General features: G+C 65.9%; 5 protein-coding genes. All 5 read right to left on the reverse strand.

Annotation, left to right across the window (positions count from 1 at the left end):
* The coding region (locus ABB28_RS17425) for a DUF4097 family beta strand repeat-containing protein (protein ID WP_057687614.1) at nt 1–747 on the reverse strand (747 nt) is incomplete at its 3' end.
* A 19-nt stretch (nt 748–766) separates the two neighbouring features.
* The gene (locus ABB28_RS17430; protein ID WP_057687615.1) at nt 767–1,783 is read right to left on the reverse strand and encodes an ABC-2 transporter permease; all 1,017 of its coding nucleotides are present in this window, start codon (nt 1,781–1,783) and stop codon (nt 767–769) included.
* A complete protein-coding gene (locus ABB28_RS17435) occupies nt 1,780–2,655 on the reverse strand; it encodes an ABC transporter ATP-binding protein (protein ID WP_042615509.1) in 876 nt (291 codons plus the stop codon). Before ABB28_RS17435 ends, ABB28_RS17430 begins: the two co-directional genes overlap by 4 nt.
* Complete coding sequence (locus tag ABB28_RS17440; protein WP_057687616.1) at nt 2,652–3,014, reverse strand: GntR family transcriptional regulator; 363 nt, start codon at nt 3,012–3,014, stop codon at nt 2,652–2,654. The genes ABB28_RS17435 and ABB28_RS17440 overlap by 4 nt, the downstream gene beginning before the upstream one ends.
* Nucleotides 3,015–3,016: 2 nt before the next feature.
* The gene (locus tag ABB28_RS17445) at nt 3,017–3,250 is read right to left on the reverse strand and encodes a hypothetical protein (protein WP_245625373.1); all 234 of its coding nucleotides are present in this window, start codon (nt 3,248–3,250) and stop codon (nt 3,017–3,019) included.
* Nucleotides 3,251–3,614: the final 364 nt, after the last annotated feature.

Consider the following 3,614-nt stretch of genomic DNA (forward strand, 5'->3'; position numbering starts at 1 on the left):
CAGGTTGCCGCCGACGTCGCGCAGTTCGACATCGCCGGAGCCGACCACGCCGATCTCCACGTTGCCGCGCACCTGGCGGGCATCGGCGTCACCGGAACCGATCGTGCGGATCGCCAGGTTGCCGCCGACATCGCGCACGTCGAGGTCGCCCGAGCCGATGCTGCCGACGCTGACGTCGCGGCGGATGTTGGACACCTTCGCATCGCCGGAGCCCAACGACAGCAGATTCAGGCTGTCGGCACCGTCGATCAGCAGGTCGCCGGAGCCTACCGCGGCATGCACGCTGCCCTGGGTCCGCAGCACGTCGGCATCGCCGGAACCCACGTCCACGCTCAGCGAGCGTGCGCCTTCGACATGCGCGTCACCGGAGCCGACCTTCAGCTGCACCATCACATCGGCCGGCACGCTGCCGCGGATGTCCAGCCAGGCGTAGTTGTCGCCGATCACGATGCCCTGCTTGCCCTCGCGGCGCAGGCTGACCACCAGCTTGTCGCCGCTGCGCTGCTGGGTCAGGGTCAGGTCGCGCAGCCAGTCGGCACTGGACGCGCAGGCCCGCCCGGACAGCTGCGCCGGGCCGCTGCCGGCGACCACGTGCAGGTCGTGCTGGTTGACCTCCAGCACGACGGTCTTTGCGCCGGCCAGGTCGAGCTTCAGGTCACGGTTTTCGGTGAACTTGCAGGGCGCGTCGTTGGCCAGGGCGGACAGCGGCAGCAGCATCAGGGTGGCGCAGGCAAGCAGGGTACGCATGGCGGGTGGCTCCTTGTGCTTAGATTTCGCCGGCGCGGCGGCGCAGGCGGATGGCGAGGAAGATGAAGATGACGCCGACCGCAGCGCCGATCCAGAGGTCCGGCATGGCCAGTGCACCGAGCTGGTTGGACGGCGACAGCAGCTGGACGATGGATTCGGAGTTCCTGGCCACACCGGAACGGTAGGCCAGTTCGACGCCGGGTACGGTGCCCAGCAGCAGTCGGCCGACGATGTGCTGCCAGAACCAGCCGCTGGTCATGTCCAGCAGGCCCATCACCTTGGTGGTGCTGACCACGATGCCGGCAAACAGCGGCAGCATCACCGCCCACAGGAATGGCTTGCTCTTGGCCCAGGACGAGCACAGCAGCAGCCAGCCGACCGTCGGCAGCGACCACAGGGCGAACACCGGAATCCAGCTCAGGTGGCCAGCGGCCAGCAGCAGCGGGCTGGACGGGCCCCAGATCAGCGACATCGGGTCGCCGCCATGGGTCAGCGCGACGATCGAAATGACGCCCAGGAAGCACAGCATGGTCAGCACCGAGGCGGCCACGGCGATCAGCGGAGCGATCACGATCGCGCTGATCACCTTGGACAGCACGGTCTGGGTGTCCGACAGCGGCAACGACTTCCAGAACAGGATGCTGCGGTCACGGCGGTCGTCATACAGCGCGCCCAGGCAGTAGAAGAACACAACGAAGGCCAGTACCACGAACGGCCACGCCGAACTGAGCGCCAGGGTGGCATCCAGGCCGTTGCCGAGGTCCACCAGGTCTTTGGGATCCAGCTGGCGGGTCAGCAGGTCCAGGTCCAGGCCGTTGACCTGGATGTTGCTGTTGTTGATGTGCAGGTCGCCCTGGGAGGCCGCGCGGCGCAGCACGAACAGGCCGATGATGATGCCGATGGTGCTCATCACCAGCGAGGCGACGCCGGCGATGATCGGGGCATACAGGAAGCCCCCGCGGTTTTCCCAGTATTCGCGCTTGAGCAGCCAGCGCAGGGTGCCGGCCTTGCTGATCGGATGGTTCACGGCGTTCATGCGTAGGTTCCCTTCATGATGGCGACGAACAGGTCGGCCAGGCCGGGGTTGCGGGTTTCACCGAGGGTCGCCAGCTGGCTGCGCGGCACGTTGTCGAACAGCAGCACGGATTTGCCGAAGGGCAGGCTGCGTTCGTCGATCGGCTTGAGCGCGCGGGCGGTATCGAGCTGGTCGGCGTTGACCAGCACTTCGGTGTAGCGCTCGCCGACCTCGTCCATCTCGGCGCTGAGCACGACCTTGCCGTCACGGATGAACATGACGTCGGTCAGGATGTGTTCGATCTCCTCCACCTGGTGGGTGGTGACGATGATCGTCTTCTGCTCGTCGAAGTAGTCCTCCAGCAGGCGCTGGTAGAACTCCTTGCGGTACAGGATGTCCAGGCCCAGGGTCGGCTCGTCCAGCACCAGCACGCGGGCATCGATGGCCATCACCAGCGCCAGGTGCAGCTGCACGATCATGCCCTTGGACAGTTCGCGCACGCGCTGTTTGGGCTGCAGTTTGGTGGTGGACAGGAAACGCTCGCAGCGGGCCCGGTCGAAGCGCGGATGCACCCCGGCAACGAAATCGATCGCTTCGCGGACCTTCAGCCAGCGCGGCAGCACGGCCACGTCGGCGATGAAGCAGATGTCATTCATCAGCTCGTCGCGGTGGCTGCGCGGATCCTTGCCGAGCACGCTCAGCTCGCCTTCCACCGAGGTCAGTCCCAGCAGCGCCTTGAGCGCGGTGGTCTTGCCGGCGCCGTTGGGCCCGATCAACCCGACGATGCGGCCGGCGGGAATGCTGAAGCTGGTGTTGTCCAGCGCGAGGGTGCGCTTGTAGGCCTTGCGCAGGCCCCGCGCGGTGATCACATCCTGGTGTGCTGCGGCGTTCATGAGAGTTTCCCCTGGGTCAACAGTTCGTTCACGTCCAGGCCCAGGCGCTGGATGCGCTCGAGCACGGCCGGCCATTCTTCGTTGAGGAAGCGATCGCGCTCGCTGCTGCGCAGCTGCGTTGCCGCTTCTTCGGTCATGAACATGCCCAGGCCGCGGCGCTTTTCGACCAGACCTTCGTCGGCCAGCTCCTGGTAGGCACGGGACACGGTGATGGGGTTGAGCTGGTAATCGGCCGCCACCTGGCGGACCGAGGGCAGGGCGTCGCCCGGCTTGATGATTCCGTCAAGCATCATGGCGATCACGCGCTCCTTCAGCTGACGGTAGATGGGAGCGCCATCGCTCCACTGGATATCGCTCATGGTCAGCTCCGGGAATTCAGCGACTGTGCGAAAGAAAAATACGGCATGGACAACGAACTGTTCAGCCGCCGCGGGGGGGAGGGTGCCGGCGGTGCATTCCCAGCGTCCGGCACGCCTGCGTCCTGCAGGCTGTTGAGGGCGGAGGCGGCCTGGGTGTCGTCGGCGCCGCCATGCGCCACACCGAACCACAGGGACAGGAGCAGCAGGCCCGCCGCGCTGGCGGCCATGCGGGTCATGCGATGTTGGACGGACGTATTCATCGGCTCCCCTGTCTCAGGTGACTGGTGTTGTAGTCAACTATAACACCACCGATTCAGAGTGCAAGCGCTTTATGTGACCAACTGATGGCAGGGGTCGGCCGGGCTGCGCCCGGCGGCTGCTTTTTTCAAGCCGAAGCAACGTCAACGTCAACGTCAGAAGCTGCAGGGCTGCTTGATGGCGGGGCGGGGTGGCTGTGCAGGACACGCCGTGAATCCGTCCATGGAGGCTCGCTTTTCGCATCCATGCGAAAAGACGGTCCTGCACAGCCACCCCGCCCCACCTTCGACAGGTCCATGGTGGCCATGGACAGAGCGGGTGGAAGAAAGGGTGGGAGGAAGA

Source organism: Stenotrophomonas chelatiphaga (assembly GCF_001431535.1).
Classification (GTDB): Bacteria; Pseudomonadota; Gammaproteobacteria; order Xanthomonadales; family Xanthomonadaceae; genus Stenotrophomonas; species Stenotrophomonas chelatiphaga.